The following is an 18,950-nucleotide window of genomic DNA, read 5'->3' on the forward strand; positions in this document are numbered from 1 at the left end:
TTTGAAAGAAAGTCATTTATTAGATCTTCAATTCTGTCGTCGGTTTTCATCTTCTTCTATGATGCTCCAGTCGGTCATGTCCGACATTCTCAGCTGACTCAATTACCTCTTCGATGGTATTCAAAGTTCCTTTGTGTTCTCTGATATTAGTTATCAGTTTTATAGTTATCGGTGTTGCTGTTTGTTTTGCGGCCGCTGCTCGGTGGTGTCCATCCAAAATGTAACGGGTACCTTGATGTTCTACTACATCTATGGGAAAGCTAATATCGTACCCTCCAACTCTCATTTCAGTCCCTATTTCTTCGACTCGTTTGGTTGATTTTTTTCCCGAAATTGAATGTGTTCGCTTCAAGGTTTTTGGGTCAACGTCATTAATCAGGCCAGGTAATTGCGGCTCACCCTCATCAACCCTAGCGCCAGTCGTATCCCCCGGCACCTTACAACCCGACTTATTGGGTGTCGGGCAATTCCCGCTCAACCCCAACGGATCAACCCACCCCGTCGGGTTCGGCGTGTACTGATACTGGTTCAGCCCACCCGCCAACTTGATCGGATCCGGCGTCAGATACCGGCCCATCTCCGGATCATAGTACCGATGCCGGTTGTAATGCAGTCCCGACTCAGCATCAAAGTACTGCCCCTGAAATCGCAACGGCTGTTCGAGTTGTTCACCCGCGCCATGGGTCAGGCGAGTGACCTTGCCGTAAGCGTTGTACTTCGCCGCCCAAACAATCTCACCACCGAAATCCGTCAGTTCCTGCGGCGTGCCGAGGTGGTCGAGTTGGTAGTAGAACGGGCAGGCCTTACGCGGGCCTTTGCCGTCGAGCATGGCCAGTGGGCGGAAGGTGCCTGGCTCATAGATGTAGCTGCGGTAATGCTCGTCGCTGCTTTCCGCGATCAGGCGTTCGCCTTGCCACATAAATTCTGTGGTTTGGCCGTCTACGGTCTTGGCGATACGGCGGCCGAAGGCGTCGTACTTGTAACTAGCGATGCTGCCGCCGGGCAGGCTGGCGCCAATGAGGCGATGCTGGCAGTCGTAACGGTACTCGGTAACGAGTTTTTGTCCGGTGCCGCGACGTTCGCGGCTCAGGTTGCCGTGAGCGTCGTAGTCATAGTGGCGGTCGCCCTGCATCAGCAGGCGGTTACCTTTGATGCGAGTCGGGCCGGGGCTATCCTGCATCAGCAGGTTGCCAGCCGGGTCGTGGCCGAAGGTTTCCGGCAGTTCATCGCGCGAGTGGCGAACGCGGATCAAACGGTCGAGGGCGTCGTAGCCGTAGGTGCGTTGGCCGTGACGGGTGTCGGCGATGTAGTTCAGATTGCCGTTGGCGCTGTAGGCGTAGTCGCGGCGATAGAGGGAGTCGCGCCGGTGGCCTACGGCGTGAGCCAGCAATCGACCCTGATCGTCGTAGGAATATTCGCTGAGCAGCAGACCTTGTTGGCGATTTTTCTCACGACCCGATTGATAGACGTGGCCTGTCAGTTGTGAACCGTTGAGGTCGATGGCCGTCAGCACGCCGCCCTTGGCGTAGTGGTAATCGAGCTTGCTGTTGTCCGGTAGGCGCATGCGTTTGAGCTGGCCGCAGGCGTCGTAGGTGTAACGCAGGGTGCCCCAGCCCTGATGCTCGGCGACCAACCGATCCTGCAGGTCGTACTCAAACGCCAGCGGATATTTCTGGCCATCATTGACCGCCATCAGAAGACCGAGGTGGTCGTATTGGTAGGTGATCTTGACCCCGTCCGGCAGGGTCTTGACCAACAGGCGCCCGGCGGCATCGCGCGCATAAGCGGTGACTAACTGCGAGCCGTCATCGCCGAACTCGGTTTTCTCCAGCAGCTGGCCGTTGAGGTCATAGGCATACGCCGTACGCCGTCCGTCGAAGCCGGTTTCCTGTCGGATCAATCCGGTCGGCGTGTAGTCCAGCAGGTATTTTTCGCCAGACTCGTTTTCGATCTCGGTGAGCAGCAGCTGCGCATGATCGTAGCGATACTGCACCCGCGTGCCGTCGGGGTTGATCTTGCGCGAGACCAGGTGCAGGTCATCGTCGTATTCATAGCGGGTGAAGCGGCCCAGTTCATCGCGTTCAGCCGTGACCTGGCCGTAAGCGCCGTAGCTGTAGGCGCGGGTGGCGCCGGTAGGAAAAGTCGTCTGAACCAGTCGGCCAACGGCGTCCCAGTGCTGACGGGTAACGGCACCGTGTTCGTCAACCGTGGTCGTCCGCCGCCCCAGCGCATCATAGGAAAAGCGTCGTACACCGCCGTCAGGCCGGGTTTCTTCGATCAGTTGACCGAGGTCGTTCCACACCAGCACCTGCCGACTGGTGTCCGGGTAACGGATCGACAACAGTTGCCCGTGCGTGTCGTAGTGGTAATGAGTGACATGGCCTTCAGGGTCGACCGCTTCGGTGACATCGCCCTGAGCATTGCGCCGGTAGGTCCAGGTCGCATCGCCCCGAGAACGCTTGTGCAGAAAACCGTTGCGATACTCGTAGGACGTTGCCTCATCGCCCGGCGGAAGCAGTGCGATCAGCCGTCCGACGTCGTCATAGCGGTATTGAGTGACGGCCCCGAGCGGATCCTGCTCGGCGACCAGACGCCCGCAAGCGTCGTAGGCCTTGAGGTGTTCGCCGCCATTGGCTTCGACCTTGCGCACCAGTCGTGCACGGTCGTCGTGGTGGTAAACCTCTTCGGTGCCGTCGACATAATGCACCGCGACGCTGCCGTCATCGTTCCAGACGTACTGGGTGTCCATCTGCGAAAACGACGCCCAATGCCGCACGCAACGTGCAGCCTTGCCGACGCGTTCCCATTCCCAGAAGAAGCTCGCGCCCCCGGTCAGTTGGCGCTGCAGGATCACATGCTGGTCGTCGTAGTCGTAGCGCTCGCTTTCACCGACGGCGTTGGTGGCTTCGATCAAACGGTGCAGAGCGTCGTAGCGATAGCAGACCAGTGTCTGTTCCGTCGTCCATTCAGCGTTGTGAAAGGATTGATAATCCACCGCCGACAGATGTTGGCCGTCGTAACGCAACAGCAGTGAGCGGCCTGCACCGTTATCAAGTCGCTGGACTCTGTCAGACCGATCCCGTTGTACGGTCAGACGATTGCCATGCACGTCGCTGATCGACGTCAGCCGTCCGGCTCGAAAGTGATAGAACTGCGATTTTTCCCCGGCCAGCGCGAGGATCAACTCCTGCGGCTCATCCCCGAGAAAGATCGCCGCCCGCGACAGACTGTTGTGAATCGCCGGACGCGAAACACTCGGTAACGGAAACTGTGTACGGCGGTTTTCATGGTCAACCCAGACAACGCCGTCGTCAGCAAACTCCAGCCGATGCGCCAGCGAATGACTCCAGCCAGACCCCAACCCAATATCGACTTCACAAGCACTGCTGCGGTACAACCGCGTGAACTCGAACGGCAACCGCCCATCGAGGGTGCCATCGGTGAGGGTCAGCAGTTCCTCGCCGGTGACCATCGACACCGGGCAGCCGTTGGTGCAGGTCTCCGGGCCACAGTCAGCGCTGTCGCCGTTAGGATTTTTCGACTGATCCGGCGCGTCGTCGTGAGGTTCATGTCGCTGCAACTGCGTCATGTCGCGCGACTTGTCTCGCGCAATGGGCGCTGGGTTTGGCACCGTCAGCACCACTGAGTCGGCCTGACGGATATTCAGTGGAATCGCTGGCGCTGGATTCAGTTGCACATCCCGCGCATTGACCAGCAACGGTTTCAGCGCCCCAGCATGTCGGGTCAGCTCCGGTGCAGAGCTCAGCTCGGCCAGACGCAACGCCGAAGCGGCCAGCCACTCCCGTGCCCGCGGCGATTTGATTTTCGCCAGTACCTTGCTGCTCAGGCGCAACTGCACACCGACGCCGCCAGACAGCCGCATCAACAGAAAACTGATCAGCAGCTCAGCACGAACCTCCGCGACCACTTCCGCCAGGTATTGCGGCGGCAGCATTTTCAGCCAGCTGGTGAACGCCGCCAGATGAATGAATAACAGCGGTTCGTCGCTGAGAATCAGCAAACCATTGGCAATGGCTTCGCCGGAGGCTTGCAGCAGCGCCTCAAGTTCGGCGGTGCTCAGATACTCCAGCAGCTTTTCGCTGTTCGCCTGTAAATCGGCGAGGAGGGCGAACACTTGCTTGATGTCATCCCAGACGCTGTGCAGGGATTTCTCGAACCCGCGCCAATCTGCCTGTTGCAATTGGCCGTAGCGTTGCAGAAATCCGACGCTGGAAAACTCCTTCCAGAGCGGTTGAAATCCGGCCCACTCATCGCGCAACCAGCCTTCGAGGCCGTTGAGGATCTCCTCATAAGAGGCAAACAGCGCCTGCACATGCCTGGTGGAAACATCGGGAAAGAAGGTGATGCGATAACGCTGGCCCCGCGAGCAGTCGGATACTTCGAGAATGCCGCTCGGGCCGATGGTCTTGTGGATGGGTTCACCGAATGTCAGCGCACCTTTGCGGTCCGCGATCACTGGTTCGAGCATTACCGGCGTGTTGCCGATCGGCACGAAACGCGCGGCCTCGAACATATGCACCAGGGTCAACGGGCCACTGGCAGGGCACATGACCACGGATGAACTGATCGGCTTGCGCGATTTGACCGGAGCGCTGAGGTGAACGTCGTTGCCGACCTTGAATACCTGCTCGACCTGGAGCGCCGTCCCCGTCCAGTACTGTTCGGCCCAGTCCTCGTATTGGTTCAGGCTCAGGCGAAATTCCCGGATCAGGTTTTCAAAGTCCGGGTGCTCAGGGTTCAGTGCGGCAACCACCAGCAGGCCGATGCTGTTGTTAAGGGGCAAAAGCCGATCGGGTGGAAGCATTCGCAGTCACTCGCGCATGTGAAAAAGGGTGCGCGGACTTTGCGAGGAATCAAAAGGGAAAGAAGCCGGGAAAGTAGGTAATGTTTGTAGGGCGTTTCGCTAATTGCTTGCGAGTAGTTCATCGCCTCAACGGACATTGGCCGTTGCTCAATGTCCGTTGTGCTCGTTATGCTGCTGAACCCTTTAATCAGATCCGAGCAGCGGCCACCCGCCGCCTGGGATGTCTTTGATAACGGATCCGATGATGAATGCACTGCTGAAGGCGTTCGGCCCGATCAAGGCCGTGATTTTCGATATGGACGGTTTGCTGCTGGACACCGAAGGGATTTACACCGAGGTCACCTCGTTGATTGCCGAGCGTTACGGGCGGACTTTCGACTGGAGCATCAAACAGAACATCATCGGCCGTGGCGCGGGTGACCTTGCGCGCTACGTGGTCGAGGCGCTGGACCTGCCGATCACCGCCGAAGAGTTTCTGGTGATCCGTGAACCCCTGATGCGCGAGCGTTTCCCCTCGGCACTGGCGATGCCGGGCGCCGAGGAATTGGTTCGGCACTTGAAGGCCAATAACATTCCGATTGCGGTGGGCACCAGCTCTTCTCGCCAGTCGTTTGGCCAGAAAACCACGCTGCACCGCGACTGGTTTGCGCTGTTCGACTTCATTGTTACCGCTGATGACCCGGAAGTCGGTGCGGCCAAACCGGCGCCGGATATTTTCCTGACGGCGGCACGGCGCCTGGGTGTCGCTCCCGAGGACTGCCTGGTGTTCGAAGATTCGCCGTTTGGCGTCACGGCGGCAAAAGCGGCGGGGATGACCGCGATTGCGATCCCGGATGCGGCCATGGCCGATGAAAAGTACGCACACGCTGATGGCATTCTTCGTACGTTGAAGGCCTTCAAACCGGGCGAGTGCGGCTTGCCAGTGCTTGAGTGGGCCTGACTGCACAGTAAGTTCGCATAAAAAATGCCGCGCCTTTGTTAATAGAGGCGCGGCATTTTTTGTGTTCGGGATTTACCGCAATCAAGCGCCAAAGCCACCGTCGATCGTCAGGCTGGCACCGGTGATGTAACCGGCTTCCGGGCCGACCAGATAAGCGACGAAACTGGCGATTTCTTCGGCTTTACCGTAACGACCCACGGACATCAACGGGATCAGGCTCTCGGCGAAGTCACCGTCGGCCGGGTTCATGTCGGTGTCGACCGGGCCCGGTTGTACGTTGTTGATGGTGATGCCCCGTGGGCCGAGGTCGCGGGACAGGCCTTTGGTCAGGCCGACCAGTGCTGATTTACTCATCGCGTACGGGCCGCCACCGGCGAAGGGCATGCGGTCGGCGTTGGTGCTGCCGATGTTGATGATGCGACCGCCTTCGGTCATGTGCTTGGCTGCGGCCTGGGTGGCGACGAATACGCTGCGCACGTTGATGGCCAGGGTTTTATCGAAGTCTTCGAGTTTGAAATCTTCCAGCGGTCCGACAGCCAGCACGCCAGCGTTGTTGACCAGTATGTCCAGGCGGCCAAAGGCTTCGACGGTAGCGGTCACGGCGCTACGAATGGCTTCGGCGTCGGCGCTGTCGGCCTTGATGGCGAGGGCTTTGCCGCCGTTGCCGGTGATGCTGTTTTGCAATTCTTCAGCCTTGGCGGCGGAGCTGACGTAAGTAAAGGCGACTGCCGCGCCTTCAGCGGCCAGGCGTTTGACGATGGCGGCGCCGATACCGCGGGATCCGCCTTGAATCAGAGCTACTTTACCGCTGAGGTGTTGAGTGGTCATGCCGATCTCCAGAAAATTCAAGGCGGGCTGCCTTGTTGTTGGAGTCGAGTATCGGCCTCGCATTACCCTCTGTGTAGGCCTTAATTGTATAGTCTGTGTAAACCAGTTGTTTATAGTGGTGCTTATGGAAACCTTCAACTGTATCGAATGCTTCGTACGCAGCGCCGAAGTCGGCAGCTTCGCCGAAGCCGCGCGGCGCCTGAGCCTGACCCCGGCAGCGGTAGGTAAAAGTGTTGCCAAACTTGAGGCGCGATTGGGTGTGCGGCTGTTTCAGCGCAGTACCCGGAGCCTGACGTTGACCGAGGCTGGTCAGTTGTTTTTGGGCGAAGTCAGCGCCAGCCTGAACACCATTCAAAACGCCGTGGCCAATCTCGCCAGCGCCGAAGGGCGACCGGCCGGTACGCTGAAAGTCAGCATGGGCACGGTGTTCGGGCGTTTGTATGTCGTGCCGTTGCTGGGGGAGTTTCTGCGGCGCTATCCGGCGATCAATCCGGACTGGCATTTCGACAATCGTCAGGTTGACCTGATCGCTCAGGGGTTTGATGCGGCGATTGGCGGCGGATTCGAGCTGCCCCAGGGCGTGGTGGCGCGCAAGCTGACCCCGGCTCATCGAGTGTTGGTGGCGTCGGCCGAATATCTGGCAGGGCGCGAGGCGATTGTCGAACCTGATGACCTCAAACTGTGCGACGGGATTCTCATCCGCTCACCGCAAACCGGTCGCGTGCGCTCCTGGCAACTGACCAGTCGCACCCAGCAACACAGTCCATTGGTGCTCAAGGCACGGATGACCATGAGCGATTCGGAAGCAGCGTGTGCCAGCGCCGCCCAGGGTTTGGGCATCGCGTTGGTGAGTATGCCGTTTGCCGTGGGCTATCTGCAGGCCGGGACGTTGCAGCGGGTATTGCCGGATTGGTACGTCGATGATGGCAACATTTCGATCTATTACGCGGAACACAAACTGCTGCCGGGCAAGACCCGGGCGTTTGTGGATTTCATCATTGAGCAGTTTGCGGAGCAGGGGCTGGGGGAGCGGTTTAGTGCGCTTTGAGCCAGGCTTAAGACCGAGTTGTGGCCTTCGCGGTCAAGCCTCGCTCCTACAGAGGATTTGTATACGACGCAGATCCAATGTGGGAGCGGGCTTGCTCGGGTAGAAAACGATAACTCGGTCTACCTGCCAAACCGCCCCGGCCAACCAATAATCGTCTTCGGCCGCGGTGTTGCATAAGTCCGCACTTTCGACGTCGACAACCCCAACCGCACCAACGACTCAGCAATGGTCACCGCCGCCGTCACGCCATCCACCACCGGCACGCCGGTGCGCTGGCGGATTTGCTCATCCAGCCCGGCCATGCCGCCGCAGCCCAGGCAAATGACTTCGGCTTTATCCTCCAGCACCGCCAATTCCGCCTGGCGAACAATCGCCTCCAGCGCGCGTTGCGGATCGGACTCCAGTTCCAGAACCGCCAACCCACTGGCCCGCACCGACGCGCAACGGTCCCACAGTCCCGACAACTTGAGGCGATCCTCGATCAGCGGCACGGTGCGATCCAGTGTGGTCACCACCGAATAGGCGTGCCCGAGGAACATCGCGGTGCTGGCGCCAGCATCAGTGATGTCGACGACGGGCACATTGAGCAATTCCTGCAAGCCTTCGCGACCGTGTTCACCGTAGCCAGCCTGAATCACCGCATCGAACGGCTGGTCGTAGGACATGACCCGGTCCATCACCGCGATGGCGGCCAGGTAGCTTTCGAAATTGCCTTCGATGGAATCGGCACCGAAATGCGGCGTCAGGCCGATGATTTCGGTGCCGGGCGCGGCCACGGACTGGGCCTGGCGGGCGATGGCCTGGGTGATGGATTCGGTGGTGTTGACGTTGACCACGAGAATTCGCATGGAAAGTCCTTATAGCGGGGTGGTTCTGCGGCCCGACACTGCCGGGCCGCGATGGGATTAATGGCTGACGTTATCGACCGCGATGGCTTCACCGCTGACGTCGGCATAATAAGGCTGCCGCTTGGCGATGATCAGGTAGAGCATCCCTGCAATCCCGGCGCCAATCAGCCAGGAGAACGGCGATACCAAGTGGAAACCCGGCATCAGCGCCAGGACGATGGCGATCAACGCTGCAGGAATAAACGCCGCCACGGCGCGCAGATTGACGCCTCGGCTGTAGTAATAAGCGCCGTTGGGGTCTTCGCTGTACAACTGCGGCACGTTGACCTGACCTTTTCGTACAAGCCAGTAGTCGACCATGATCACCCCGTACAACGGGCCGAGCAGAGCGCCGAGGCCGGACAGGAAATACACGATCACTAACGGGCTGTTGTAGAGGTTCCACGGCAGGATCAACACGGCGATGGTCGCGCTGATCAGCCCGGCGCGGCGGAAGGTCAGGTATTTCGGCGCCAGGTTACTGAGCACGAAGGCCGGGGCGACGAAGTTGGCCATGATGTTCACCGCCACGGTGACGATCAGGAACGCCAGGCAACCGAGCACCAGGAAGAAGGTGTTGGGGATCGAGGCGATGATTTCCGTCGGGCTTTCGATGATCCGGCCGTTGATCTGAAATTGCGCGCCGCAGAGCAGGACGGTGATGCTGGCGAACACCAGAATATTGACCGGCAGGCCCCAGAAATTTCCGACCTTGATGGTTTTGCGGCATGGTGAAGAGCGGGCGAAGTCGCAGAAGTTGAGGATCAGCGTGCCGTAGATCGACAGCCACAGCGCACCGCCGGCAAAGATATTGCGCCACATCTCGCCACCGGTCAGCGGTTCGCGAATCGACCAGGCGATGGTCGCGTTGGCCTGGAAGTACATCCACCCGGCGAGGGAGGCGACGGTCAGCAGAATCACCGGCCCGGCAAACGCCTCGTAGCGCCGTACCATCTCCATGCCGTACGCCAGAATCCCCAGTTGCACGAACCAGATCGCCACGAAACACACCCAGCCCAAGGTCGACAGGCCGAGGATCGAGTTGTGGTCGTAATCGGCGAAACCGGGATGCACCGCTGTCAGTAATACCCGAAAGACCACCGACGCGAGGTACGTCTGAATTCCGAACCAGGCGATGGCGATAATGGCGCGAATCAGTGCAGGAATTTGCGCCCCGTGAATGCCGAAACTGATCCGGCTGATGACCGGGAACGGCACACCGGTTTTCTGGCCCATGTAGCCGGAGAGGTTCATGAAGCTATACACCAGCGCCGCGCCGATCCCCAACGACAGCAAGATCTGCCAACCGCCCAGCCCCAAGGCATACAGGCCGATGGCGAACGAGTAGTTGGCGATGTTGTGAACGTCATTTGTCCACAGGGCAAAGATGCTGTAACGACCCCAGCGCCGGCCTTCAGCCTTGGTGGGTGCCAGGTCTTTGTTATGCAAACGGGGGCTGAGTTGTAACGGCTCGGTCAGACCGTCGTGGGGCAACGGTTGATCAAGGGCAGAGGAGGGCAGATCCAGCGCGATGTTGTTATTGGATAGGCTAGTACGCATTCCGGCAGGCTCCTGATGCTCGAAGGCCGCGATGACTGTGCATGAGCGTGGGCTCGACAAATCTTCGTCGCGGGTGGCGAGCATCACTGGTTACGGGGCATCTGCAGCCTGTACGGGATAGGGCGCTTCAGGCTTGCGGATCTAAAGTGTGTGTATGTTTTGATTGTGATTGTATACAAAACATAAGTGCACTAAAGCCAGATCTATGCCAGCTCAAGATCTATGCGCAGCCGTGCTCATTTCGAAAAGTTATCGAAGCGCGCTAAGTATTTGAAAATAAGTGGTTAAAATTTGACCGGTTGAACAGGTATTTATTTTTGGCGGGGGATTTTGAGGGTGGGCAAGGACGGCGCTTTTTTTCGTGGGATGTAACTTTTCGGGGCGAAGGAACTAAAAGTGCACACATAAATGGCACTTGTGGTGACATTAATGTGTACACATTAATTTGAAGTAGACATCGAACCTGTGGGCGCGGGCTTGCTCGCGAAGGGGCCGGCACATTCAGCATCATTGTTGAATGTCAGTCCGCTTTCGCGAGCAAGCCCGCTCCCACAGGGGATCTCCACAAGGCTCGGATTAAGCCTTGGATTTACTGATGATATTCCCCGCATGCAACCCGCATTCTTTCTGCGTCGCTTCTTCCCACCACCAGCGACCTTCACGTTCATGCTGGTTCGGCAGCACCGGGCGCGTGCAAGGCTCGCAGCCGATGCTGATGAACCCACGCTCATGCAGGCTGTTGTACGGCAGCTCCAGCATGCGGATGTAACCCCAGATTTCTTCGCTGGTCATTTGCGCCAACGGGTTGAACTTGTACAGGGTGCGCTCGGGCGTGGAGAACGCGGTGTCTATCTCCAGCACCGCGACGGTGCTGCGGGTGCCCGGGCTCTGGTCCCGGCGCTGGCCGGTGGCCCAAGCGGTGACGCCGGACAGTTTGCGACGCAGCGGTTCGATCTTGCGGATGCCACAGCATTCGCCATGGCCGTCCTTATAGAAGCTGAACAGGCCTTTTTCCTTCACGAACGGTTCAAGTTTCGTGTAGTCCGGCGACACCAGTTCGATGTCGATCTTATAGTGCTCGCGCACTTGATCGATGAAACGGTAGGTCTCGGGGTGCAAGCGCCCGGTATCGAGGCTGAACACTTTGACGTTCTTGTTCAGCTTCCAGGCCATGTCCACCAGCACCACGTCTTCGGCGCCGCTGAAAGATATCCACAGGTCATCGCCAAACTCGGCGAACGCGAGCTTCAGGATGTCCTGCGCGGATTTGTTGGCATAGGTCGTGGCGAGTTCCACGACGTCGAACGTTGGGCTCATCAGGGCGGCTTCCTACAGGTCAGTGGCGCTTGGCGCTCTATATGGACCAGATGGTACCAAAATCCTACAGCCGCTGGCGCCCCCTCTGCGTTGCGCAGGCTGGCCCGAGTCGCTAGAGTTCGGCAATCTTTTTGCTCGCTCGACTCAATAATCAATACAAATGGGAGTGTCTTGTGGAAATTGCCTGTCTGGATCTTGAAGGTGTGCTGGTCCCGGAAATCTGGATCGCCTTCGCCGAAAAAACCGGAATCGAATCCCTCCGGGCTACCACCCGGGACATTCCCGATTACGACGTGCTGATGAAGCAGCGCCTGCGAATCCTCGACGAGCATGGCCTGAAGCTCTCCGACATCCAGGAAGTGATCGCCACGCTGCAGCCGCTGGACGGCGCCATCGAGTTCGTCAACTGGCTGCGCGAGCGCTTCCAGGTGGTGATTCTGTCGGACACGTTCTACGAGTTTTCCCAGCCGCTGATGCGTCAACTGGGCTTCCCGACCTTGCTTTGCCATCGTCTGATTACCGACGATGCCGGGCGGGTGACGAGCTATCAGTTGCGTCAGAAAGATCCCAAGCGTCAGTCGGTATTGGCTTTCAAGAGTCTTTACTACCGGGTGATCGCGGCGGGTGATTCCTACAATGACACCACGATGCTGGGCGAGGCGGATGCCGGGATTCTGTTCCATGCGCCGGACAATGTGATTCGCGAGTTCCCGCAGTTCCCGGCGGTGCATACCTTTGCGGAGTTGAAGCAGGAATTCATCAAGGCCTCGAATCGGGCGTTGAGTTTGTAAACACAACATTGTGGCGAGGGAGCTTGCTCCCGTTCGGCTGCGAAGCAGTCGCGAGGATTTTGGGGGCGCTTCGCACCCCAGCGGGAGCAAGCTCCCTCGCCGCAAAAAGCTAAAGGTTTTGCAGGGTATCGAGCAACACCTTCACCTTGGTTATCGATTCCTGATACTCAGCCTGCCACTCCGAATCAGCAACAATCCCGCCGCCGCCCCAGCAACACACCTGCCCATCCTTGACCAGCAAACTGCGAATGGCGATGGAGCTGTCCATCTCGCCGCGCACGTCCAGGTAAACCAACGAACCGCAGTACAACCCACGCCGGGTCGGCTCCAGTTCATCAATGATCTGCATCGCGCGGATTTTCGGCGCGCCGGTAATCGAACCGCCGGGGAAGCTGCCGGCGATCAGGTCCAATGCGTCCTTGTCTTGCGCCAGTTCACCGGTAACGCTGCTCACCAGGTGATGCACGTTCGGATAGCTTTCCAGGCTGAACAACTCCGGCACCCGCACCGAACCGATGCGACAGGTGCGACCGAGATCGTTGCGCAGCAGGTCGACGATCATCAGGTTTTCCGCGCGATCCTTGGGACTGGCCAAGAGTTCGGCGGCGTTTGCGGCGTCTTCGGCAGGTGTCAGACCGCGAGGGCGGGTGCCTTTGATCGGGCGGGTTTCCACCTGACGCTCACTGACTTTGACGAAACGCTCCGGTGACAGGCTCAGCACCGCACCGCCGTCAGGCAGGCTCTGGAAACCGGAAAACGGCGTCGGGCAGGCCGCCCGCAGCGCGCAATACGCGGTCCATGGGTCACCCTGGCATTGCGCGCGAAAGCGCTGGGCGAAGTTGACCTGATAGCAGTCGCCGGCCTGGATGTACTGCTGGATCCGTTCAAGGGCCTGGCGATAATCGTCGGCGCTGAGATCGGCACTCATTGGGGCTTTCAGCTTGAACGGTTCGGCCGGTTCAGAGGCTGGCTGGCTGAACAGCGCGATCAAACGTTGCCGCTCGCTTTCGATCAGCGTCGGGTGGAACACCAACTGACTTGTAATCAGTTGGTGATCGCTGATCAACGCCCAGTCATACAGACCGAAACGCGCATCCGGCAAGTGCAGGTCGTCTTGCGCCTGGCTCGGCAGATTCTCCAGATGACGGCCGAAGTCGTAACTCAGGTAGCCAATCAAACCGCCAGCGAAAGGCAGGTCATTCGGGACTGACGCTTTACCCAGTCGTGTCAGATTGTCCCGAAGACGTTGCAGGAAATCGCCGCCGCTTTCGTTCGGCAACACGGCTAACTGCGCCAACGGCCAAGCGCTGAGCAGGTCAAAACGACCGCGATCAGCCGTTGGCCGGCCACTGTCGAGCAGCACGGCGCCGGGGGCATGACGAATCGCCGCGAAGTACTCGGCGGGGTTGGCGCGATAGGGCAGCGGGTGTACGGAACAGGTCAACATGGGCGGGGCAGATCAGCCATCGAGGCGGGGTGGCGATTGTAGTCCTCTCCGATGCCAGATCAAAGTCAAAAGCCTGCCCCCTCACCCCAGCCCTCTCCCCAAGGGGCGAGGGGGAAAGGGAGCAGATCTTCACGCTTTTCAAGGCCTGAGTTCGACTCAAGACTTTCAGGTCGGCGTACCTCGAACATCCACCTCGGTCAGTCCCCTCTCCCTATGGGAGAGGGTTAGGGTGAGGGGCTTTTCAACCCTCAACCGGCGGAATATGCCCAAACATCTCCTGAACAAACGCCACCCGTTCCTGCGCGGTCTCGCTAATCCCGCGAGCCTTCAATTCTTCCAGCCGCGCCTCGACCGCATGGGTACGCAACGTCAGCCCACAATCGTTGGCAATCTGAATGTTCAACCCCGGCCGGGCGTTCAGCTCAAGAATCAGCGGGCCTTTCTCCTGGTCGAGCACCATGTCCACGCCGATGTAACCCAGCCCGCACAGCTCATAGCAACCGGCGGCGAGTTTCATGAAGCCGTCCCAGTAGGGCAATTGCACGCCGTCCACTGCGTTGGTGGTGTCCGGGTGTTTGGCGATGATGTTGTTCAACCAGGTGCCGCGCAGGGTCAGGCCGGTTGCCAGGTCGACACCGACGCCGATGGCGCCCTGGTGCAGGTTAGCCTTGCCGCCAGACTGGCGAGTCGGCAGGCGTAGCATGGCCATCACCGGGTAACCCATCAGCACGATAATGCGAATGTCCGGCACGCCTTCGTAGCTGATGCTCTTGAAAATCTGGTCCGGGGTCACGCGGTATTCGATCAGCGCCCGGTCACGGTGGCCGCCCAGGGAATACAGGCCGGTGAGGATGCTGGAGATATGGTGCTCGAGTTCCTCATGGCTGAGGATCTTTCCGGACACCGTGCGATAACGGCCCTCGAAACGGTCGGCCACCACAATAATGCCGTCACCGCCCGCGCCCTGGGCCGGTTTGATCACGAAGTCGTTACGCCCTCCGATGATCTGGTCGAGGTTGTCGATTTCTTTCTCGGTGGAAATGATCCCGTACAACTCCGGCACGTTAATCCCGGCGGCAATCGCGCGTTCCTTGGTGATGATCTTGTCATCGACAATCGGGTACAGGCTGCGCTTGTTGTACTTGAGCACGTAGTCTGCGTTACGCCGATTGATCCCCATGATGCCCCGGGCTTCCAGGGCCTTCCAGGTCTTCCAGAAACCGAACATTACGAGTCAGCCTTGAGAAACGCTTTGAAGCGGATCAGCTCGGTCAGGCGGTAGCCGCGATAGCGACCCATGGCCAGCATGAAGCCCACCAGAATGAACAGGATCGCCGGGAAGGTGAACACGAAGTAGACCAGTTCCGGAACACTCATGATCAGGTGCGCCAGGGAGGCGGCGAACAGCGTACCGATTGCCACTTTCAGGGCATGCCCGGAGCCGCGTTCTTCCCAGGTGATCGATAGGCGTTCGATGGTCATGGTCAGAATCACCATCGGGAACAGCGCCACCGATAACCCGCGCTCCAGCCCAAGTTTATGGCTGAACAGACTGATCGCCGCGATCAGTACCACGACAAAGGTCAGCACCACCGACAGCCTCGGCAGCATTTGCAGCTTCAAGTGTTCAAGATAGGAACGCAGCGACAGCCCCAGTGCGGTAATGATCGTAAACAGCACAATCCCGAAGCCCAGCTGCGTCTCGCGGAAGGCCAGGGCAATCAGCACCGGGGTAAAGGTGCCGAGGGTCTGCAGGCCGATCAGGTTGCGCAGGATCAGGATCACCAGCACGCCAATCGGGATCATCACCATGATCATGAACGTCTGCTGGGTTTGCAGCGGCAGGCCGTACAGCGAGTATTCGAGGAAGTTGGCGTCGGTGTTTTCGTCGGTCAGCTTGGCCAGGCGAATGGCGTTCATTTCGCTGTTGTTCAGGCTGAAGGTTACGTTGGCTTTCTTGCCGCCATCAACGGTGATCAGGTTTTCGTCGCCGGTCCACCACAGCAGGCGGTCGGTCGGCATGCCCTGTTCGCCGGTTTCCGGGTTGAAGTACAGCCAATCGGTGCCGTTGAAGCTGCGCAACCAGAGTTCAGGGATTTGCGGTTGGTCGGCCACCAGACGGATGGTGTGGACCTTCTCCACTGGCACGTGGGCGATGGACAGCACCAGCTCGACGATCCGGGCTTTGTTCGCGGTGGAAGGATCACCGCCGAGCAACAGCTTCACGTTGTCGTCGTTGAGATTGTTGACGCGCTTGATCGCTTCGCCGACGAAGGTTTCGACGTCGGCCGAGTGCTGGCGAATCGGCGCGAGCAGGGCTTCGGCGGCGACTTTTTCCGCACCTTCGACGGCGATGCTGTCGCGGAAGGTCGGGCCTTTGATCTTGGATTTTTCGCCGGAATAACGTTTGGTCAGCACCAGGCGGTAATAAAGGGTCTGGTTGCCCTTGGCCCGACGTGCCGACCACGTGACCTTGCGGTTGCCATCGATCCGGTTCACCGCCACGCCGTAGTTATTGGAGATAAAGCTTTCGTTCAGGCTCACAAAGTCGCGGCTCAGCGGCGGCACGAACATCTGGATCTTGACCGGGTCCTTGGCACTGGCGACGAACTCGACCTTGGCGTCGATGTTCCACAAGTCGTCAGTGGCGTCTTCGGTCACGGGAATCCCGAGCACGAAGATCTGATAGGCCGTAACTGAAATGCCCAGCACCACCAGAATGGCGATCAGGATTTTCAGGTGGAGGTTAAGAGAGCGCATTGGAATTACTCTGCGGTATGAGCGTCGGTGGCGCAGGCGGGTTTGCCAGCAGCGTATTTAAGACTGGGGTCGACCAGCGCATCGAAGCGTTTAAGTGCTTCGGAGCCGATCAGGAGCGGGTATTGGAAGGCGCTGCGGTCGGTCAGGTTCACTTCGATGCTGCGCGATGCCGAACCCATGCAGATATCCAGCTCGATCACCGGGCGGGCGGTGTATTTCTTGCCTTCTTCCGGGTCGTAGTCGCCGGCGCGGCGCTTGATTTTGCTGACCCGGGCCAATGGCCGTTCGATCGGGTGTGAGTGCGCGGCGTCGATGGCCAGGTAGAAACGGACCCAGGATTCGCCATTGCGTTTGAAACGTTTGATGTCCCGTGCGCTTAAGGAAGCGGTTTTCGCCCCGGTGTCGAGTTTGGCCGCGACTTCCAGGTCAATGCCATCCAGCGAGGCGTACTCGTTGAGGCCGTACACAGTCTTTTCCCCTGCCGCAGCAACACCGGGCAGGCAAAGAAGATAAAGGAATGTGGGGAAGGGCTTGAGTCTCATAAATCCTGGTGCGCAGCGGTCCGTACTTCGATTCAAGGCCCTGGCATCGCTGCGCAAGCTCCCTCGTATGCCTATCAGCTATTTATGACAAGCCGTGCAGATGCAGATGACAAGCAAATGCGGGCGGCATTCTAGCACGGTGGTTTTATGGCGCCAGCGCTGGCAGGCGGCTATAAACAGGTGTGCTGCGTTGTTATGGTGCAAGCGGTTATTAGACGATTGTCGACAATACCTATTTATCCTTTGACTGTTCGGCCTGTATTCGCTAGTTTTTGCCGCATTAGCTTACAAGGTGTCGACAATATGTTGGGTCAACTCGATCCCCCCGTCGCAGTGCAGGACGATTCGGAGACACTCTCCGAGAACGTCTTCCGGCGTATCCAGGCGGCCATCGTCAAAGGCGAGATCGCCCCGGGCAGCAAAATCTCCGAGCCTGAGTTGGCGCGCACCTATGGCATCAGCCGCGGACCGCTGCGCGAAGCGATCCATCGCCTGGAAGGCCAGCGCCTGCTGGTTCGCATACCGCACGTCGGCGCGCGGGTAGTGTCGCTGAGTCATGCCGAGCTGCTGGAACTCTACGAAATCCGCGAATCCCTGGAAGGCATGGCCTGTCGCCTGGCCGCCGAGCGCATGACCGTCGAAGAAATCGACGAGCTGCGCCGGGTGCTCGAAACCCACGAGCGCGACGCGGCGTTTCAGGCCGGCGTCGGCTACTACCAGCAGGAAGGCGATTTCGACTTTCATTACCGAATCATTCAGGGCAGCGGCAACCGCACGCTGACCCAGATGCTCTGCGGCGAGCTGTATCAACTGGTGCGCATGTACCGCATCCAGTTTTCCACCACGCCCAATCGGCCGCGCCAGGCCTTTGCCGAGCACCACCGGATTCTCGATGCCATCGCCGACCGTGACGGTGAACTGGCCGAGTTGTTGATGCGCCGCCACATCGGCGCCTCCAAACGCAATATCGCCCGTCACTACCAGGACGGCGCCAATAAGACAGCCACTGAACGAGGTGAGTCATGAGTTCCAACAAGAGCACTCCAGGCCAGCGTTTCCGCGATGCGGTCGCCAGCGAGCATCCGCTGCAAGTGGTCGGCGCGATCAACGCCAACCACGCGCTGCTGGCCAAGCGCGCCGGTTTCAAGGCGATTTACCTGTCGGGTGGCGGGGTGGCTGCTGGCTCCCTCGGCCTGCCGGACCTGGGCATCACCGGTCTGGACGACGTGCTGACTGACGTGCGTCGCATCACCGACGTGTGCGACCTGCCGCTGCTGGTGGACGTGGACACCGGTTTCGGTTCTTCGGCGTTCAACGTGGCGCGCACCGTCAAGTCGATGATCAAGTTCGGCGCAGCGGCGATTCACATCGAAGATCAGGTCGGCGCCAAGCGCTGCGGTCACCGTCCTAATAAAGAGATCGTCTCGCTGCAGGAAATGGTCGACCGCATCAAAGCGGCTGTTGATGCTCGTACCGACGACAGCTTCGTGATCATGGCCCGCACCGATGCACTGGCGGTGGAAGGTCTGGAATCTGCCCTGGATCGCGCCGCGGCGTGCATCGAGGCTGGCGCCGACATGATCTTCCCGGAAGCCATCACCGAACTGGACATGTACAAGCTGTTCGCCAACCGCGTGAAAGCGCCGATCCTGGCCAATATCACCGAATTCGGCGCGACGCCGCTGTACACCACCGAGCAACTCGCCGCTGCCGACGTGTCGCTGGTGCTGTACCCGCTGTCGGCCTTCCGCGCGATGAACAAAGCGGCGGAAAACGTCTACACCGCGATCCGCCGTGACGGCACGCAACAGAACGTGATCGACACCATGCAGACCCGCATGGAGCTTTACGACCGCATCGACTACCACACCTTCGAGCAGAAGCTCGATGCGTTGTTTGCTGCGAAGAAGTAATGAAAGCCCTGTAGGAGCGAAGCTTGCTCGCGAAGACTGACTGACATTCACCATAAATGTCACCTGAGACAACGCCTTCGCGAGCAAGCTTC

14 protein-coding genes are annotated in these 18,950 nt (G+C 59.2%); 5 read left to right on the forward strand and 9 right to left on the reverse strand.

All coding sequences use genetic code 11. The features are described 5' to 3' along the window. Positions 1-46: 46 nt before the first annotated feature. A complete protein-coding gene (locus JFT87_RS28835; protein WP_201202048.1) occupies positions 47-4,825 on the reverse strand; it encodes an RHS repeat-associated core domain-containing protein in 4,779 nt (1,592 codons plus the stop codon). Between the two features lie 244 nt (positions 4,826-5,069). Here JFT87_RS28835 and JFT87_RS13890 point away from each other — a divergent pair, with 244 nt between their 5' ends. After that, positions 5,070-5,765 (forward strand): HAD-IA family hydrolase, encoded by a 696-nt coding sequence (locus tag JFT87_RS13890; protein WP_201202049.1) that lies wholly within the window; start codon positions 5,070-5,072, stop codon positions 5,763-5,765. Positions 5,766-5,846: 81 nt separating this feature from the next. Here the strand turns inward: JFT87_RS13890 and JFT87_RS13895 are convergent, their stop codons facing one another. Next, the gene (locus JFT87_RS13895; protein WP_201202051.1) at positions 5,847-6,593 is read right to left on the reverse strand and encodes a 3-oxoacyl-ACP reductase family protein; all 747 of its coding nucleotides are present in this window, start codon (positions 6,591-6,593) and stop codon (positions 5,847-5,849) included. A gap of 124 nt (positions 6,594-6,717) precedes the next feature. Here JFT87_RS13895 and JFT87_RS13900 point away from each other — a divergent pair, with 124 nt between their 5' ends. Then, a complete protein-coding gene (locus JFT87_RS13900; RefSeq protein ID WP_201202053.1) occupies positions 6,718-7,641 on the forward strand; it encodes a LysR family transcriptional regulator in 924 nt (307 codons plus the stop codon). A 119-nt stretch (positions 7,642-7,760) separates the two neighbouring features. Here JFT87_RS13900 and JFT87_RS13905 read toward each other — a convergent pair whose 3' ends face one another. The 3 genes from JFT87_RS13905 to JFT87_RS13915 all read right to left on the reverse strand — a co-directional run bounded on the left by JFT87_RS13905 (position 7,761) and on the right by JFT87_RS13915 (position 11,405). After that, a complete protein-coding gene (locus JFT87_RS13905) occupies positions 7,761-8,489 on the reverse strand; it encodes an aspartate/glutamate racemase family protein (protein ID WP_201202055.1) in 729 nt (242 codons plus the stop codon). A 57-nt stretch (positions 8,490-8,546) separates the two neighbouring features. After that, a complete protein-coding gene (locus JFT87_RS13910) occupies positions 8,547-10,088 on the reverse strand; it encodes an NCS1 family nucleobase:cation symporter-1 (protein WP_201202057.1) in 1,542 nt (513 codons plus the stop codon). Positions 10,089-10,664: 576 nt separating this feature from the next. Then, on the reverse strand, positions 10,665-11,405 hold the full coding sequence (locus tag JFT87_RS13915; RefSeq protein ID WP_201202058.1) for a phosphoadenylyl-sulfate reductase: 741 nt from the start codon (positions 11,403-11,405) through the stop codon (positions 10,665-10,667). A 173-nt stretch (positions 11,406-11,578) separates the two neighbouring features. Between JFT87_RS13915 and thrH the strand changes: the two genes are divergently transcribed. Continuing rightward, a complete protein-coding gene (thrH, locus tag JFT87_RS13920; protein WP_201202060.1) occupies positions 11,579-12,196 on the forward strand; it encodes a bifunctional phosphoserine phosphatase/homoserine phosphotransferase ThrH in 618 nt (205 codons plus the stop codon). A gap of 109 nt (positions 12,197-12,305) precedes the next feature. Here the strand turns inward: thrH and pabB are convergent, their stop codons facing one another. The 4 genes from pabB to rloA form a co-directional block, all read right to left on the reverse strand. Then, positions 12,306-13,643, reverse strand: coding sequence for an aminodeoxychorismate synthase component I (gene pabB / locus JFT87_RS13925; RefSeq protein ID WP_201202062.1), 1,338 nt, complete (start codon positions 13,641-13,643; stop codon positions 12,306-12,308). A gap of 241 nt (positions 13,644-13,884) precedes the next feature. Further along, complete coding sequence (locus tag JFT87_RS13930) at positions 13,885-14,871, reverse strand: alpha-L-glutamate ligase-like protein (protein ID WP_201202064.1); 987 nt, start codon at positions 14,869-14,871, stop codon at positions 13,885-13,887. Then, on the reverse strand, positions 14,871-16,403 hold the full coding sequence (gene rloB, locus JFT87_RS13935) for an osmotic stress tolerance membrane protein RloB (RefSeq protein WP_201202065.1): 1,533 nt from the start codon (positions 16,401-16,403) through the stop codon (positions 14,871-14,873). Before rloB ends, JFT87_RS13930 begins: the two co-directional genes overlap by 1 nt. 5 nt (positions 16,404-16,408) lie before the next feature. After that, positions 16,409-16,945 carry a retropepsin-like aspartic peptidase RloA gene (gene rloA / locus JFT87_RS13940; protein ID WP_201202067.1) on the reverse strand — a complete coding sequence of 179 codons (537 nt, stop codon included), beginning with the start codon at positions 16,943-16,945 and terminating at the stop codon, positions 16,409-16,411. A gap of 303 nt (positions 16,946-17,248) precedes the next feature. On the opposite strand from rloA, the gene JFT87_RS13945 reads away from it, so the two are divergent. Further along, a complete protein-coding gene (locus JFT87_RS13945; RefSeq protein ID WP_416195263.1) occupies positions 17,249-17,971 on the forward strand; it encodes a GntR family transcriptional regulator in 723 nt (240 codons plus the stop codon). Further along, a complete protein-coding gene (gene prpB, locus JFT87_RS13950) occupies positions 17,968-18,858 on the forward strand; it encodes a methylisocitrate lyase (protein ID WP_201202069.1) in 891 nt (296 codons plus the stop codon). Before JFT87_RS13945 ends, prpB begins: the two co-directional genes overlap by 4 nt. The last annotated feature ends 92 nt before the right edge of the window (positions 18,859-18,950 follow it).

The organism is Pseudomonas sp. TH15, assembly GCF_016651105.1.
GTDB lineage: Bacteria > Pseudomonadota > Gammaproteobacteria > Pseudomonadales > Pseudomonadaceae > Aquipseudomonas.